Source organism: Wolbachia endosymbiont of Armadillidium vulgare str. wVulC (genome assembly GCF_001027565.1).
GTDB lineage: Bacteria > Pseudomonadota > Alphaproteobacteria > Rickettsiales > Anaplasmataceae > Wolbachia.
Genome location: NZ_ALWU01000010.1, coordinates 111,416 through 127,337, shown reverse-complemented (window position 1 = coordinate 127,337; position 15,922 = coordinate 111,416). Strand labels below are relative to the sequence as shown.

General features: G+C 34.7%; 8 protein-coding genes, 1 tRNA gene and 6 pseudogenes. 4 read left to right on the top strand and 11 right to left on the bottom strand.

The window, feature by feature from the left end; all coding sequences use genetic code 11:
• Position 1: 1 nt before the first annotated feature.
• Together wVul_RS10575 and wVul_RS10570 are read left to right on the top strand one after the other, a co-directional pair.
• A pseudogene (locus wVul_RS10575) lies at positions 2-833 on the top strand (transposase).
• 69 nt (positions 834-902) lie between these two features.
• Positions 903-1,821, top strand: a pseudogene (locus wVul_RS10570) (transposase family protein).
• Between the two features lie 122 nt (positions 1,822-1,943).
• On the opposite strand, the pseudogene wVul_RS06175 reads toward wVul_RS10570, so the two are convergent.
• From wVul_RS06175 to dapE, 5 genes and pseudogenes are all read right to left on the bottom strand, one after another.
• A pseudogene (locus tag wVul_RS06175) lies at positions 1,944-3,146 on the bottom strand (IS256 family transposase).
• A gap of 60 nt (positions 3,147-3,206) precedes the next feature.
• Positions 3,207-3,951 (bottom strand): annotated as a pseudogene (locus wVul_RS09025) (transposase).
• Between the two features lie 348 nt (positions 3,952-4,299).
• Positions 4,300-4,443 (bottom strand): hypothetical protein, encoded by a 144-nt coding sequence (locus wVul_RS09480; protein ID WP_179943865.1) that lies wholly within the window; start codon positions 4,441-4,443, stop codon positions 4,300-4,302.
• Positions 4,444-4,519: 76 nt separating this feature from the next.
• Positions 4,520-4,699, bottom strand: a pseudogene (locus wVul_RS09015) (IS4-like element ISWosp8 family transposase); the annotation flags it as partial.
• A 780-nt stretch (positions 4,700-5,479) separates the two neighbouring features.
• The gene (dapE, locus tag wVul_RS06155) at positions 5,480-6,676 is read right to left on the bottom strand and encodes a succinyl-diaminopimelate desuccinylase (protein ID WP_047759593.1); all 1,197 of its coding nucleotides are present in this window, start codon (positions 6,674-6,676) and stop codon (positions 5,480-5,482) included.
• A 42-nt stretch (positions 6,677-6,718) separates the two neighbouring features.
• On the opposite strand from dapE, the gene wVul_RS06150 reads away from it, so the two are divergent.
• Positions 6,719-7,993, top strand: a complete 1,275-nt coding sequence (locus tag wVul_RS06150) for an iron-containing alcohol dehydrogenase (protein ID WP_047759592.1) — start codon at positions 6,719-6,721, stop codon at positions 7,991-7,993.
• Positions 7,994-8,145: 152 nt separating this feature from the next.
• On the opposite strand, the gene wVul_RS06145 is transcribed toward wVul_RS06150, so the two are convergent.
• The 6 genes from wVul_RS06145 to dnaE all read right to left on the bottom strand — a co-directional run bounded on the left by wVul_RS06145 (position 8,146) and on the right by dnaE (position 14,570).
• Positions 8,146-8,217 (bottom strand) — tRNA-Met (locus wVul_RS06145).
• Positions 8,208-9,509: an adenylosuccinate lyase gene (gene purB / locus wVul_RS09010; protein ID WP_153295638.1), complete on the bottom strand. Its 1,302-nt coding sequence runs from the start codon at positions 9,507-9,509 to the stop codon at positions 8,208-8,210. Before purB ends, wVul_RS06145 begins: the two co-directional genes overlap by 10 nt.
• A gap of 112 nt (positions 9,510-9,621) precedes the next feature.
• Complete coding sequence (rplI, locus tag wVul_RS06140; RefSeq protein WP_047759591.1) at positions 9,622-10,146, bottom strand: 50S ribosomal protein L9; 525 nt, start codon at positions 10,144-10,146, stop codon at positions 9,622-9,624.
• Positions 10,147-10,149: 3 nt separating this feature from the next.
• The gene (gene rpsR, locus wVul_RS06135; RefSeq protein WP_047759590.1) at positions 10,150-10,428 is read right to left on the bottom strand and encodes a 30S ribosomal protein S18; all 279 of its coding nucleotides are present in this window, start codon (positions 10,426-10,428) and stop codon (positions 10,150-10,152) included.
• On the bottom strand, positions 10,428-11,201 hold the full coding sequence (gene rpsF / locus wVul_RS06130; protein WP_047759827.1) for a 30S ribosomal protein S6: 774 nt from the start codon (positions 11,199-11,201) through the stop codon (positions 10,428-10,430). Before rpsF ends, rpsR begins: the two co-directional genes overlap by 1 nt.
• A gap of 48 nt (positions 11,202-11,249) precedes the next feature.
• On the bottom strand, positions 11,250-14,570 hold the full coding sequence (gene dnaE, locus wVul_RS06125; RefSeq protein WP_047759589.1) for a DNA polymerase III subunit alpha: 3,321 nt from the start codon (positions 14,568-14,570) through the stop codon (positions 11,250-11,252).
• An 896-nt stretch (positions 14,571-15,466) separates the two neighbouring features.
• On the opposite strand from dnaE, the pseudogene wVul_RS09945 reads away from it, so the two are divergent.
• Positions 15,467-15,625: pseudogene (locus tag wVul_RS09945) on the top strand (DnaJ domain-containing protein); the annotation flags it as partial.
• Between the last annotated feature and the right edge of the window lie 297 nt (positions 15,626-15,922).

The following is a 15,922-nucleotide window of genomic DNA, read 5'->3' as shown; positions in this document are numbered from 1 at the left end:
TATCTCAATCAATAATAAACATCAGCGTATAGAAAATGTCGAGACAGCTATATCTGAGTTTATAAAGTCAAAAATGGCTAACGTATTTGTTAAGTTATGTGTAAACAGGGGGTTACGAAAAGCTTGTAATAAAATTATTACAAGAATATAACATAGTTGTTCATAGAGCTCACCCAAATCGGGTTTGCAAAAGCCTGTAATCACTTTGCAAAAACTGATAAATTGGATGCAAAGTTATTAGAAAAGTATGCTGAGCTTATCACGAAGAATGACGGGATAAAGGAATGTGTAGTTTCACAAGAGCATGAGGAATTGAAAGAACTAAGGGCAGTTGAGCGCAATCTAAATGATGAAGTTCACGCAAACAAGTGTCGTTTGCATAATGCTAAAGGAAAAGCCAGAGAATACATAGAAAAACAGATAGAATTTACCAAAAAACAATTGGAACAAAATTAGGCAAGACATAGAAGATATAATAAACTCTGACGCTAATTTGAAGAAAAAAAGCGATACTATGACTAGTTATAAAGGAGTTGGACGAAAAACTGCAAGTATCTTACTCATAGAAGTACCTGAACTTGGTAGTTTAGATAATAAGGAAATAGCCTGTTTAGTTGCCAAAAACCAACGAAAGCGGAAGGAAAATAAGCAAAGCTCAAATCATAGGAGGCAGATTTTATGCTCGAAAAGCATTATACATGTGTGCTGTAGTTGCAATTCGTCATAACAAGAAAATGAAGGTACTTTATCAGCGTTTAGTTGATGTGATGAGAAAAATTATCGTGTGTTTAAATGCCATGATAAAAAATAATCATCTTTATGTTGATGTTTAAGACGGTAGTACTGACCTTACCCAGAAAAAGTAGAGAGGAAGTTAAGAAGTTTTTTCAAAGAGGTGTGATATGACAAAAAGAAGAGAACATACAGCAGAATGCAAAAATGAAGACTGGAAAAAGAAACAGGTCAATCATCAGCAAAAATAGGAAGAGATTTGGGTATTAGCGGCTAAGCAGGTGGGTAAAAACATACAATCCCAGGAAAAGGAACTTGTGACAAAGAAAAGTTTGATTTAAAGAAAGAGCTGGCAACGAGAGAAAGAGACATTTTAAAAAAAGCCCTGGGATATTTTGCAAACCAAAAAGAGTTTTTATAAAAGAACATGAAAACTGCTATAAAACACGGGAATTATGAAGGTTTTTGAACGTATCTGCTTGTATAGATGGATTACTCAGAAAAAAAACAATAAGAGAAGAGCTCATACAAAGAAAAGCATCACAATGCAGGTACGGAGCTCCTAAACTGAATTAAAGGCTTTAGGTAAAATCAAAACAATGTTATGCAGAAAAATGGCATTCAAGCTAAGCTTAGATGAAGGTTTAAAACCACAAATAACATATTGAATCAGAATTTCACCACTGATCAACCAAACAAGATATGGGTTTACGTACATAAAAACCAATGAAGGATGGTTATATTTGGCAGCAATAATTGATCTAGTTGGCTGGTCAATGAGTAGCTAAGCGATTAGTTATAGATGCTTTATTTATGACTATTGCGCAAATCTGCTTATAGCGATCAAGGATCACAATACACCTCTAAAAATTATCAATTTTTACTGAGTACAAAAAGTATTATTTCTAGACAAAGGTTGTTGTTATGATAATGCTGTTTCAGAGAGCTTTTTTAGTTCACTCATACTCATTGATACTTCACAACACCGCAATATTTGAATATATAGAAATTTTTTATAATAAACAGCGTAGACATTCTACATTGCATTCCTTAAGACCTGCTGCGAATCAAGCGATGGAGGGTGACTAAAATCAAGGTTAACTAAAAGGAGTGCTTAAGATTCACAATACCAGCAATAATATTGAACCTCAGGTTATATTTTTTCTGAAAATTGCGAGGGAGTGTTAAATAAACTGTGTCAAACCACATTTTTAGCTCAACTGAATTTTCAATCTGTTAGGAAAGAAAATATCAAGCTGAGAAATAGTTAATGCCCAATTAGGCAAAGCCATGACCCATTTTTGCTCTACTTTTTTTATAGCACAATATACCTGTTTGTACAAGGCGTTTGTGTTGGTAAATGAGCCTTTGGTCTTAGTAAATTTTCTGATCTGCCTATGCAGCCCCTCAATAGGATTAGTAGTATAAATTAACTTTCTAACTGGACCTGAATACTTGAAATAACTGGACAAATTTTCCCAATTATTCTGCCAAGATTTTACAACTAACGGATACTTTTCGCCCCATTTTTCTTCCAGCTCAAGCAAATAATTTTCAGCAATTTCTTTACTTGTAGCACGATATATTTTTTTCAAATCATTCATAAAAACTTTCACATCTTTGCTAGATACATATTTCAATGAATTTCTTATCTGATGCACTATACATAGCTGTACTTCTGCATTAGGAAACACATTATTTATTGCTGTAGGAAAGCTTTTTAGTCCATCTACACAAGCTATCAGAATGTCCTCTATACCTCTCTCTTTTAGGTCATTTAATACACCCAACCAGAAGTTAGCTCCTTCGCTTTCAGCTAAATAAAAGCCCAGTACTTCTTTTTTACCATTTTGGTCTATGCCCAATATATTGTACATACATTTACTTACACAATGCCCATCCTCCTTGACCTTAAAAAACATGCCATCCATGAACACTATCGGGTATACAGATTGCAGTGGGCGACTGCGCCATTCATTGATTATCGGTAGCAATTTGTCGGTAATACTTGATATTTCTGCTGCAGATATTTTGTGATCATAAATTTCCTCAACATGTGACGCTATATCTCCATACCACTGGCAAATGTGCTTAAGACCTTTGCTTCAAGTTCGGGATGTAGGCTTGTTTGTCTTTTTCTAACTACTTGAGGTTCAAAGCTTCCCTCCCTATCTCTTGGTGTTAACAATTCAAATGAGCCTGCACTTGTACGTAAAGTTTTTCCCATTTCTTCGATTATTTTCTTCGCTTTCACCAGACAAGTGGTGTTCTATTTCACCTTCCAGACTTGCCTCAAGCAGCTTTTTTATAAACGGTGTCATCTCTTCCTGTTAGCGGTCTTCCTTCTCGTATAGACGACAGGTTTCTAATTCTTTATAATCTACCAATCCGGTAGTTTTATTTACTTGACTCATGTCAAACCTCCGTTTTTTTATATCAATTATATTTTTATTTCTTGGTTTGACACAGTTTATTTAACACTCCCAATTGCGATAAACATTCGACATAATCTTAAATATCTTTATCTCTCGGATCTTACTTTCTACTCTCATTCTAAATGATGCTAATCTTCTATTATGCTCTTTCTGCTCTGGAGTTAATGGCTTTTTACGATACTTTTTATATGGAATTATAACATTGCTTTGCAATTTTTGCCAACCTTGATATCCAGAATCGGCATATTTTATGCTATCGAGTGGTAGATATTTTTCTTGTTTCCTTATGCGAAAATCGCTCACGATATGACTTTGACACTGATAAAATTCTTCCTCCTTCTTCGATAATAATCTCAGTTTTCATAGTGTTGGTTCTTTTTTTTCCTGAATATCCGTTTTTTACTATCTTCTGGCCTCTGTATTTGCTGTTCTGTAACATCAGCCAGAATTTTCAGTATTTTTTCTGGTGTCATACTTCTATCTTTTGTTATAGTCACTTTTTTGGCGAGTAATGGCTCTATTCTCTTAAGTAACCTACATACATTTGCGTTGTGCACATTGAATAGGCATCCTAAAAATCTATGTGTTATGTAAGTGCGATAGTACAAAATTACACAAAATTTCCAGAGTTGGTAGTTCTACCATGGCACTTTTTCTGTTTTTCAAGCTTTTCCCATCCAGACCTCACTTTTTCCACTACTTTTTCGAACTCCTCTATAGTTAAACCTGTTATATTACGAAAGTTTCTTCGGTGTTTCCTCATATTATAGTAACTAAAGCTCATTTTTTACCTTACTCAATCTGCTGATTCTTCTTCTACCTCTCTCCCATCATTTTTTCAATCACCTTTTGCAGCAGGTCTTGAGAAATTTGATTCATCATTTTCATAATAAAAATGCCTTTACTTCCTCTCTACTTTTTTTGGGTAAGGTCACTATACCAGTTACTATATTGCTGACCGCTTCCCCTTGTATTCGGCTTTCCCACACTCTGAGTACTATCAACCAGTCCGGGGACTTCCCTCTTTGTACCTCAATAGGAATACAAAGGATCCCCAAGTTCATTTAGAACCCATCTCAATACATGATACGGCCTTAGATCCCGATAGAGTGAGTGATAGCTTGCCTTATCGTTATCCTTCATACTGTCTTCCACTAAAATGCAAAATGTTGACCTCTATGATGTCGGAAATTTCGGGACTCAATACCTTCACTTTCGTTGCACCCTGTATTGTCCGTTCCATTAGCTTTACTACGTTTGTTACCTTACGTAGCATAATGGTCCGTTTTAGGCTGTTGGCTAGACTTTGCCTAAGTTGACCAACTGTGTTCTAGACGCTTCTCTTGGCGCACACATTCTATTCCTAAACTTTTCTTAATTAACTTTAAAATCATAGAAAATACTGTCGAAAAAGGAAGTTTTCTTGTTCGTGTGAAACTGTTTTTTCCAATACAATGGATTCTCTGAAAAGCTTTCGAGTATATTATATTTTTAATTTGTAGAATAAGATTTTTCCTTTTTGCATGTTTCACCTAAAAAGGACATATTTTAGACTTCTTTGTTGAAATAAAACAGAAACAAACGTGCTGTTTATTGCAGCTTTTGGGTAATTTAATGATAAAAATTTTAGAGAGAAATTTTATACACTATCGCTGATATTTTTCCTTAAGTTGACGCCATTGCCCGTTCAGTCCTGTCTCTTGTAGTATTTTACTCCTTAATATCTCCCCTTAAGTCGACGCCATTGCCTGTTCAGGTGATAGCTAATGTGCAAATATTGAAACCAGTGCTTCTTTTCTTGTCATCCCAGTACTGAGATGACATCGTCATAAAGTGAACCAGCTTCACACGCCACTATTTTCGGTCTCTTTTAGCTATAAATATTAAGAAATTTACTAAGTAAAAAAAAGGCAAAAGAAACCCCAGTTACTATCTATTGTCAGTATCGGCGCTTTTTAGTCTTAAGCACTGCAATTTAGCTGCTTTTAAATGCAATCACAAATGTTTAAAAAATTTACCAGCAGAAAAAAAAGACAAAGAATCCCCGTAGTAGCTAGTTATTCTACTCTTTATTTTAAAATTTGACGTTAGGTGATGTCTTAAATAGCGTTTTTCAGCTTGTGTAGGGAAAATCCGAAATTTTTATAAAGACATAGGATGCACATAGTGCAAAAATAGTACGCCAAATACAAGCCTTCTTGTCATTTTAATCTGCACAAGTTGGAAAGTTAAATAATATAGCTTCATTTTCATGGTAAAGGAAAGCGGGAAGGTTTGTCAAGTAAGTTTTCTTCTCTATAGGCAGCTGCACCTCAAGCTAATAATGGACCATCGGGAACATTACCAATTACATTGATCTGGTTTAGTATTTTATTAGTTGGGTAAAAATAATTTTTTATAAACTCCTTATATATAGCTGTTAATTTGTGTATATCGTCTACTGACACACATTCATTTATCTGATGTGCGGTTCTGTTGATCATACCAAATTCAATCACTGGACAAATATCCTTAATAAACGCAGCATCAGATGTACCACCACTTGTGCTCAGTACAGCATCAATACCGGTCATTTTATTTATCGCATCAAGCATAATATCAGTATTTCTATCAGGAGTAGAGAGAAAAACGTTCCTGCTGCTTTGCATAGAAAGTTTATAATCGTTGGTTACATTGGAGCATATTTCATCAATCAGCTTATATAAACTATTAGGTATTTGTATATTGTTGTACCGAATGTTGAAAATTGCAGATATTGAACTAGGTATTAGATTGCTAGTATTATTTCCAACATCGATAGTAGTAACTTCGCAATGTGAAGGCTGAAAATATTTATTACCATTATCAAAAGTGGTATCTTTTATTCTACTTAATATCGATATCATTTTATATATTGGGTTATCCGCTAGGTCTGGGTAGGCAACGTGCCCTTGTTTACCATGGCAAATCAATTTAAATGTTGCAGAACCTCTTCTACCTATTTTTATGGTATCACCTAATTTCTCACTACTCGTTGGTTCTCCAACTATACAAAAATCTATCTTTTTTTGCTTGCTTTTCATCCATTCCAAAACGGCCTTTGTTCCATGTTCTTCCGTGCTTTCTTCAGCGCTGGTAATCAATGCACTGATTGAACCGCTGAATCGAAACTTACCTGCAACTGAATCTACGATAGCAGCAATAAATGCAGCTACTCCGCCTTTCATATCAGCTGCTCCTCTTCCATATAGCATTCCATCTCTAACTTCTGGCTTAAATGGATCAGATATCCAATCTTTTAACTCACCTGGTGGTACAACATCAACATGTCCAGCAAAACACAAGTTTGGTACTCCATTTATATATTTCGCATAAAGATTTTTAACTTTATCGCCAAACTCCAAAATCTCACATTCAAAACCACTTTTCTTGAGAATGGCTGCTATATGCTCTATTGCCCCATCGTCTTTTGGTGTTATACTTTTAAAAGAAATTAATTTCTTAGTTAGCTCTACAGGGTCAATCTTCATATCAATCTTGAAATACTAACATTACCATATTGTAAACATTCTATGCGATATTTAAAACAAATATTACAGCAAACTGAACAAGTTCTTATAAGGGAAGTAAAAGTACTTGCTGATAATATTTATGAGATATGTAGACAATACGGAAATGACATTTTTCTGATTGCAGATGAAAATACAGCAAAACTTTTAAACAAAAACATACTTAATAAAGTTTCTCATTTAATTATTCCAGCCACACCTGTCATTCCAGCGCGTGACGCTGGAATCTATGATGGATCGCAGTGTCACGCTACTTGGATGACACCAAATAGACTGAACAGAGCTGCTTCTCTCCAAACTGTAAACCTAGTTAGAAATAAAGCAAAAGATAGTGACTTAATAGTTGCATTTGGCAGTGGCACTGTTAATGATATCTGTAAGTACGCAAGCTATTTAGAAGGCAAAGACTACATATCCTTTCCAACAGCTGCTTCCATGAATGGATATAGCTCTGCAAACGCTTCAATATTAGTTGATGGATATAAAAAATCGTTCGGAGCACATCTTCCAAAGGCAATATACATTGATACCGATATAATTGCCAATGCACCACCACGCCTCACATTAAGTGGATTTGCAGATTTCATCTGCCGTTCAACAGTACAAGCCGATTGGCTATTATCTCATCTATTACTTGGCACAGAATATAATGAACTCCCCTTTAAACTTGTTCGCAATCTGGAGGAAATTTTGCTCAGAGAACACTTGGCACTTGCTAAAAAAGATAAAAGAGTAGTTTTATTACTTATGGAAGCCTTATTGATTTCAGGACTCGGAATGGTGATGTCAAAAGGCAGTTACTCTGCAAGTCAAGGAGAACATATGATAGCTCATGCAATTGAGATGGTAACACAGGATTATTCCTCCTCGTTACATGGGGAAAAAATTGCTGTGACAACGATTACCATGGCTAACTTGCAAGAGGAGATATTGTCAATACAAAACCCGATTACCAAACCGATCACTTTAGATGTAAAACATATAACTCAGTGCTTTGGTAATACCGAATTTATAAAAATTCTAAAGCAGAAGCAAATGATGCAGCAAAAAATTCAAGAGATTATTTGCAAAGAATGGAGTAATATTTCTAGTTTAATTAAGCAAAATTTACTATCTGCAAAACACCTGCAGAAAGTATTTGAAGATCTATCAATTCCGTACTTACCGGAGCATCTTAATTGGAACAAAGAGCAATATTGCAAGGTAGTCAATCTTACATTTGCAACAAGAGATAGATTCACCTTTCTTGACCTAGCTAATTGCATAGAAGAAAGTTAAGTTTTGTAGTGAAATTCTGTCATCTGAAAGAGACCAAAGGTCAAGTTTTTATAACTTCATACTCATCATTACCTAGCACAACTGAATTTGAATGAGCTGACATACTGTTTTGCCAAGTGCGCTGCTCTTGCCGAACCATAGTTTAGCTTGAGTGGCTGAGGAGGGATTTGAACCCCCGACCAAGAGATTATGATCCTCCTGCTCTACCACTGAGCTACTCAGCCTCATTAAAAACCTTGCTATATATATGATCTATATGTTTCGTATAATACTTCAAATCAAACAAAGATTCAAGTTTTTTAGAGTTAATAACTTCAAGTAAGGATTTATCTTGTTTCAGTTCGGCCAGAAAATCACTATTGTTTTGTTTCACTTTCATTGCATTGCTCTGAACAATTTTATACGCCTCTTCCCTCGCCAAACCACTATTTACCAACTCGAGTAATACTCGTTGTGAAAAAACCAAGCCTTTTGAAGAATTTAAGTTCTTTTCAATGTTTTCCTTATTGATCACCAATTTATCTATCAAATCTGTTAATCGTACTAAAGCAAAATCCATTGCTGTACAAGCATCAGGAGCAATGCATCTTTCCACAGACGAGTGCGATATATCTCGTTCGTGCCATAATGCAACATTTTCTAATGCAGGAAAAACATAGCTGCGTATTAAGCGTGAGAGCCCGGTTAAATTTTCACTTAAAATAGGATTACACTTATGCGGCATAGCAGAACTTCCCTTCTGCCCAATAGAAAAATATTCAGAAATTTCTCCAACTTCAGTTCTTTGCAAGTGACGTATTTCAACAGCAATATTTTCTATTGAACTTGCAACCACTCCTAAAACCGAAAAGAACATGGCGTGTCTATCACGAGGAATGACTTGGGACGATATGGTTTCAGGTATAAGTCCCATTTCTTTCGCTACATACTCTTCAACAAATGGATTAATATTTGCAAAATTACCTACTGCACCTGATATTTTACAAATTGAGATCTCTTTTTGCGCGCTAATTAATCTCTGATAATTGCGTTTAAATTCAGCATAAAATCTAGCAAATTTTAATCCAAGAGTTATTGGTTCTGCATGCATTCCATGACTGCGCCCAACACAAACAATATCTTTATAGTCCTCAGCTTTTTTTTTCAATACTATAAGTAAATTTTTTAGATTCTTGAGTAAAATATCACATGACTCTTTCAACTGCACTGCAAGGCATGTATCTAAAACATCAGAACTTGTCATTCCGTAATGGAGATAACGAACATCAACTCCCGCTTTTTCAGCAATATATGTCAAAAAAGCTATAACATCATGTTTTACAATGGATTCAATTTCGTTAATACGCTCAATATCAAATTCAATAGCACCAGAGAGCTTTTCAGCAACATCATTTGGAATAACTTTTAATTTTGCTTGAGCTTCACATGCTAATTTTTCTATTTTGAGCCATATGTTGAACTTATTTTTTTCTTCCCAAATAGAAGAGATTTCTTTACGGCTATAGCGCGGGATCATTAAATGATCCCCGTCTTATCTTTGAACATTCTAGATCCCAGTGTCACGCACTGGGATAACAGAAAAAAAAGGCACTGGAATGACAGGAATAGTTGAAATATTTTATTCACTGCTATTCGTTACTTGTATCTTCTTGTTGCTCAAATTTCTGATTTTGCAACTTTACTTGCCTCAATTCATGTGCATCTTTTTCAGATCTTACAACGTATATGGTAATTGGTACTATCACTTTACTATGTAATTCTATATTTACTTGATACTCGCCCAAATTTTTGATACTTATTCCACCAAAAGATAAATTATGATGACTTATCTCATACCCTTCTTGTAATAAAATTTTTGCAATTTCACGTGTTGTTACAGAGCCAAAAATCTTTCCATCCTCTGAAGCCTGCTTTATTAATATTACAAATTTATCATACAATGATGATCCAAGCACTTTTGCTGCACTTAACTTTTTGATATTTTCTTCTTCCAATAACAAACGCTGTTCCTCTAACTTTATTAAATTTTCCTTAGTAGCTTTCATCGCCTTTTTTTGTGGAAAAAGAAAATTACGTGCATAACCTGGCTTAACTTTGACAACTTCACCAAGCTTACCTAAAGTTCTTATATTTTCCATTAAAATTATTAACATAAATTACCTAACTTTTTTAGTACAATAAGGAGCAAGAGCTAAAAAGCGTGCCCTAATAATCGCTAAGCGTAACTTCCTTTGTTTTTTTGCACATACACCTGTTAATCTTCTAGGTAATATTCTACCATAGTCAGAGGTAAACTTGGATAATAAATCTGTATTCTTATAATCTATGTCTTCATCTTTAGACGCAGCAAGAGGGCAAACTTTAGAACGCCTAAAGCCAGTCCTATTATTTATAGATACGTAAGAATTATTAAAACTATTTCGTCTTTTCATCATTATGCGCTTTGCTCCTCAATTTGTTTATTCATCATATAAGATTTACCTTCAAAAAATTTATTAACCTGCACAGACAAGTGGCGAATAACGTTCTCATTAAGTTTCATTCTACGCACAAATTCATCCAAAATGCTTGCAGTAGAACTTATGCACATTATACAATAATGACCGCTCTTCACCTTATTTATCGGATATGCAAAATCCAATAGACCCCAATATTCATATTTTATCAATCCTGAAGCTTCAATGTTTTTCAAAAGCACTTCCAGCATTTTATTCAATTGATTTGAGCCTGCTATTTTAAAATTTTTTAAAACCTCTTGGAGGATCTTTATTAGATGTTGTGAAATATTTTCCTTAAAAGCATTTACTATATTATAGATAAATGCACTTTTAGTATTAGCTTCCGGAAGCTTTGTAAAATCTTGTGTTATTCCAAAATCCCTTAGTTCATCTTTCAACTCTTTATCGATTTTTGACTTTATTTCTTTTAAATTTGAGAAATCTTCTTCCAACTCAACCCATAAAATTTTTGTAAGCTCTTCCAAGACACTAGAGTAAACAATCAGACTCTCTTTAATGTTTTCAGCACTTATCTCTAACTCTTGTTTTGTAACTGTGCCATATTCTCTTTCTATAAAACTTTTAACCCCCTGAGAAATAACATCTGCTTTAATATTTTTCAACGAAATAGCCAATTCTTGGACCATTTCTTCTACTTCTTGCCGCAACAAGCTCTGTTGTGCTATAAAAGTAAATTCATAAAGATTCACTATATCTTCCTTTAATATCAATTAAACACTTTATTATATAAAACTTTTTTATATAAGCAAGTTATTTGTATTAATTTCTATGCCTTTAATCCAACTTAAGTTAGATATTTCACAAATAGCTTGGGGGGTGATTGAATATGCACCTGGCAACAAGATGCTTACTTTATGTTTTTCAAGAAGAAGCTCAAGCATTATTTTGGTTTTGCCTCCATTTTTCAACACTGAATTCAACTCCTCAGCAACTTTTTGCAAATCTGCACATACAGCAGTTAAAACTAATCCTCTCATTAGAGAAGTGACCTTTTCTGTAAATTCAGATATGTCCTTTCCTGATAGCCTCGTTGTGCTCTCCGAAATTTCAAGGTCAATTACTACAAATGTTCCAGGCGAAAATAGATTCCTTTTTTCTTCTATTATTTCATTATTGTAGAATGCTACTTCAGAAACATTGTGGGGGTCAGAAAGCGTGAGGATAACAAATCTTCCACGCTCTGAAGTTCTCATACGTACATTTAATATTACACCAGCAGTTTTTGTCGTCTTACTCTCTCCGATAAACCCAATATTTAATTTTTTCAAAAGAGTTCTAAATTTTTCAAGTGGGTGATTAGTTAAGTAAAATCCCAGTGAAAATAACTCATGCTCTAATTTTTCCTCTTCATTGAAATCTTCCACATCCTCGAGTTTTGGCTTGAGGACATCAAGATTGCCAAATAAAACAGCTTGATTTGACTGCCTATTTTTATTTGCAAAGTAAATCAGCGTATCTATTGATTCATATAGTTGCTTTCTATTTTGATGCACACTATCGAATGCTCCAGATTTAATTAAGCTTTCTAGTGCCCTTTTATTTATTATATGACCCGAATTTTGAACGAATTCCCATATGTCCTTATAAGGACTTGAGCGTGCGTTTACTACCCCTTCCGCTATAGACAAACCAACATTACGCAGAGCAGCAATTCCGTAACGTACATGTTCACTCTCTATTGAAAATTTAGCCTTAGATTTGCTGATATCAGGTGAAAGAACAGCAACTCCACTGAACTTTGCAGCATGATAAAATAAGTTTAGCTTGTCTCTATCATCAATATTTAGATTCATCAAGGCCGTAAAAAATTCTAACGGGTAGTTAGCCTTAAGGTAAGCTGTTTGGTAAGATATAATCGCATATGCAGCTGCATGAGATTTGTTAAACCCATAACCAGCAAATTTTGCAACAAGGTCAAAAATATAACTTGCCCTATCATAATCAACACCATTTTTCGTTGCTCCTTGGATGAAAAGTTCACGTTGTTTATCCATCTCTTCTTTGATTTTCTTACCCATAGCACGTCTGAGTAAATCTGCCTCTGCAAGGCTATACCCAGAGAGAATACGTGCTATTTCCATTACCTGTTCTTGGTAGATTATCACTCCGAATGTTTCTTTCAACACCTCCTCAAGCAATGGATGAATATAATCTGGCTTTTCAAGCCCGTGTTTTCTTGCAATATAAGTTGGAATGTTATCCATAGGCCCTGGACGGTAAAGGGAGATTAAAGCAATGATGTCTTCAATGCAGTCTGGTTTTAGCTTTATTAAAGCTTCTCTCATACCCGAACTTTCAAGCTGGAATACTCCAATTGCATCACCTCTTGAGAGCATTTTATAGGTTTTCTGATCATTCAAAGGTACTGAAGAAATATCAATTTTTTTTTCATTGCGATTGACTAAACGACAAACATGATCTATTAGCGTTAGCGTACCAAGTCCGAGAAAATCAAATTTTATTAGCCCAGCTTTTTCCACATATTTCATGCTATATTGAGTGATTGGCAGAGCTGAATTTGGATCATAATACACAGGAACAAAATTTTCTAATTTTTGATCGCATATTACAATTCCAGCAGCATGAGTTGAAACATGACGGTATATTCCCTCAAGCTTAAGAGAGATATCAAGGAGTTTTGCAATTACTTCATCACTGTCCCTTTCTTTCTGCAGATTTTGATCAAACTCTATCGCTTGTGATAAAGTTACAGGGTTTACTGGATTAAACGGAACCATTTTGGATATTTTATCCACCTGAGCGTAAGGCATCTGCAGCACCCTACCAACGTCACGCAGCACAGCCCTAGCCTGCAATTTTCCGAAAGTGATTATTTGAGCAACATAACCGTACTTCTTCCAAACATAATCAATAACTAAGTCCCTCTTTTCCTGGCAGAAATCAATATCAAAGTCAGGCATCGATATACGATCAGGATTTAAAAATCTTTCAAAGATCAGACCAAATTTTATTGGATCAAGATCTGTAATTTGTAGTGCCCAAGCAACAATTGATCCAGCACCAGAACCCCTTCCTGGACCAACTGGAACGCCATTTGCTTTGCTCCAACGAATAAAATCAGAAACTATCAAAAAGTAGCCAGCGTAGTTCATCGAAGTTATTATGCCCAGCTCGTAATTTAGCCGATTGTGGTATTGCTTAAGGCTTATGTCCGTTTCATTTGCAATACGAAGCTCTAATCCCGCAATCGACTGCTCCCTCAATTCTTCATTCTCAGTTTTATTTTCTCGACAAGGAAATTTAGGCAAAATAGGCTGCCTACTTCTTGGCATGTAAGAGCATCGTCTAGCTACTACTAAGGTGTTATAAATTGCTTCGGGGATATCGCTAAACAGCTCCTCCATTTCTGCCACAGATTTGAAATAATGCTCAGTGGTTAGCTTTTTCCTGTTATTTTCGAGAGCATAACTACCCTCTGATATACACGTTAATATATCATAAGCTTCATAGTCAGATCTATTTGTAAAGAATACGTCATTTGTTGCAACTAGTGGTATATTGCGCTGATAAGCAAAGTCTATCAAAGCTCCTTCAAGCTCTAGCTCTTTATTCAGCCCATGACGCTGCAATTCAACATATAAATGACCATCGAATGCTGAAAGCAGTTTTTCAACCGTTTCTTTATCTTGCCCCAATAATAGTTGAGCCAAACATCCACCGGTTAAAGCGATTAGACCCGTACTTAAATTCAATAGCTCATCAAAATCAACGTAAGGAATATCGCTGTTGTTCTTGCGCTTTCTAAAAGACTCACTCACCAAAGTGACTAAATTAGTGTACCCTTGTTCATTTTTTGCAAGCAATAATATAGATAAATTTTGTTCTGAATGTTTAACTATAATATTGCATCCTATTATTAGCTGTATTCCCCTACCTGCTGCATATTCTGCAAATTCGAGTGAGCCAAATAAATTACCTGAATCAGTAATTGCAACCGCCGGCATTTTATTTCGCAAACAAAGACCGATCAGCTCCTCAATTTTAACCGAGCTTTCAAGCAGCGAATAAACACTATGAACACGTAAGTGTATGAACATAAAAAACTTTAGATTAGCAATAGAAGGATAACATTAATTTACCCGTAAGGATATGAAAAGGTCCAACAGGAAAAACTTGACAAACCTTGCCATTCCCCTTACCATGACAGTAAGAGTATTTATCCTTGTTTTTGATCCGCGCGGGTTCAATAACAAAAATTCAGTAAAAAACTCAGATATTTATTGGCAAATTACATAAAAATTATAGCGGCTTTTTTTATTTTTTCTACATTCAGCCAAATCGCGCTTAAAATAAGCGTTAGCACATTATTACAACGCCAATTTAAATTATTATAGGGTCAAAACTCGCTATACGGGGGTTCTTTTGTCTTTTTTTTATTTAGTAAATTTCTTAATATTTATAGCTAAAGTAATTTTAGAGAGCCAGCGCGTGACGCTGGTTCCTGGATCCCAGTGTCGGAGCACTGGGATGACAACAAAGGGCTACTTGAATGATACCCATATTCCAGCATTTGATGCTGAAATCCAGAAATTTTTACTATAAATAAGCATATTGAGCACAAAATTATGCTAAAACACAACGTTTTGAGATTACGGAAAGCCAGTGTCAGCTACTTGGATGACACCACAGAGGGTACTGGGATTACACAAAAAGGGCTACTTAAATGACAAGATAGATAGAACTGGCATGAATTGGATTTGAGTAACTCAAATGACCAATGAAAACTGTAACCCTAAACATTGAAGCACTATTATGCACTAAATGATATTTACATACACTTATCATGCTAGTCATGACAAAAATAGTTCATACAATAAGCATGAATGAAATAATTGACATGATTTGGAAATGTATATATTATTAATAGTTAGTTAATTTATAGGATATGACTAGAAGGATTTTGAATGAAAATGAGTATCAAGCTTTTAAGCAGTTGTTTTTAATATTTAATATTCAAAAGAAGGATGTGGTAAATTCTGATATTGAGAATATTAAGAAAAAGTTTAGTAAACAATATCGTGAATTATCGTTAAAATATCACCCAGATAAAAATCCAGATAATAAAGAAGCAGAGGAGCAATTTAAGGTTATTGCACAAAATAAACCATTTTTTGAAGAATTTGTAATAAAGCCGTTGGAGAAGGGTTTAAACAAAAGGAATAATTTAATGAAAGAATTACGTGGTAAGTTATGGAACCATAGTTATGAAGAATTGCAAGGATACTTAGGTGATAAGGGCAGAAATAAACTTCATAGTAAGCAGCAGTCAATTAACAATAATATAATTGCTTATTCAAAATATTCTTCTTATTCAAATCTCTTAGGAAGTCTTTTAGTATTCTTCACATCAATTGCATTTTTAATAATTAATGGTATTTCTTGTAATGTA

Excerpts from the sequence above, each read along its gene's own strand:
- wVul_RS09480 (WP_179943865.1), bottom strand. The coding sequence starts at position 4,443 with ATGCTACGTAAGGTAACAAACGTAGTAAAGCTAATGGAACGGACAATA.
- dapE (WP_047759593.1), bottom strand. The coding sequence starts at position 6,676 with ATGAAGATTGACCCTGTAGAGCTAACTAAGAAATTAATTTCTTTTAAA.
- wVul_RS06150 (WP_047759592.1), top strand. The coding sequence starts at position 6,719 with ATGCGATATTTAAAACAAATATTACAGCAAACTGAACAAGTTCTTATA.
- purB (WP_153295638.1), bottom strand. The coding sequence starts at position 9,509 with ATGATCCCGCGCTATAGCCGTAAAGAAATCTCTTCTATTTGGGAAGAA.
- rplI (WP_047759591.1), bottom strand. The coding sequence starts at position 10,146 with ATGTTAATAATTTTAATGGAAAATATAAGAACTTTAGGTAAGCTTGGT.
- rpsR (WP_047759590.1), bottom strand. The coding sequence starts at position 10,428 with ATGATGAAAAGACGAAATAGTTTTAATAATTCTTACGTATCTATAAAT.
- dnaE (WP_047759589.1), bottom strand. The coding sequence starts at position 14,570 with ATGTTCATACACTTACGTGTTCATAGTGTTTATTCGCTGCTTGAAAGC.